At 45.3% G+C, this 563-nt stretch carries 3 tRNA genes; all 3 read left to right on the top strand.

The window, feature by feature from the left end:
- Positions 1 to 79 precede the first annotated feature (79 nt).
- Positions 80 to 153, top strand: a tRNA-Met gene (locus tag LIZ98_RS17655).
- Positions 154 to 315: 162 nt separating this feature from the next.
- A tRNA-Ile gene (locus LIZ98_RS17650) sits at positions 316 to 392 on the top strand.
- A gap of 9 nt (positions 393 to 401) precedes the next feature.
- Positions 402 to 494, top strand: a tRNA-Ser gene (locus LIZ98_RS17645).
- Positions 495 to 563 lie beyond the last annotated feature (69 nt).

The following is a 563-nucleotide window of genomic DNA, read 5'->3' as shown; positions in this document are numbered from 1 at the left end:
AGCGCCTGCTTTGCACGCAGGAGGTCAGCGGTTCGATCCCGCTAGGCTCCACCATTTATTATTTATAATAATTTAATATGGCGGCGTAGCTCAGCTGGCTAGAGCGTACGGTTCATACCCGTGAGGTCGGGGGTTCGATCCCCTCCGCCGCTATTATTTTATATTTTTAAGTAAATAATAAAATTGACCTTTAGTTTTAGCTGGTTAGTGCAAAGCGTCTTTGATTAAATCTCTTGTTATGCCCATAAGTTTTTTGATATGGGTACGAATAAATTTTAGTTATTGAAAATGGAAAATTTTTTAAAACGTATCAATGGACCTTTAGCTCAGCTGGTTAGAGCAGACGGCTCATAACCGTCCGGTCGTAGGTTCGAGTCCTACAAGGTCCACCATATTTGTTTGGAGGAATACCCAAGTCTGGCTGAAGGGATCGGTCTTGAAAACCGACAGGCGGGTTACACCGCGCGGGGGTTCGAATCCCTCTTCCTCCGCCATATGTTAATAATTTTATTATCGCGGGGTGGAGCAGTCTGGTAGCTCGTCGGGCTCATAACCCGAAGGTC

The organism is Caldibacillus sp. 210928-DFI.2.18, assembly GCF_020554505.1.
GTDB lineage: Bacteria > Bacillota > Bacilli > Bacillales > Caldibacillaceae > Caldifermentibacillus > Caldifermentibacillus hisashii.
This window is presented reverse-complemented; position numbering and strand designations above follow the sequence as displayed.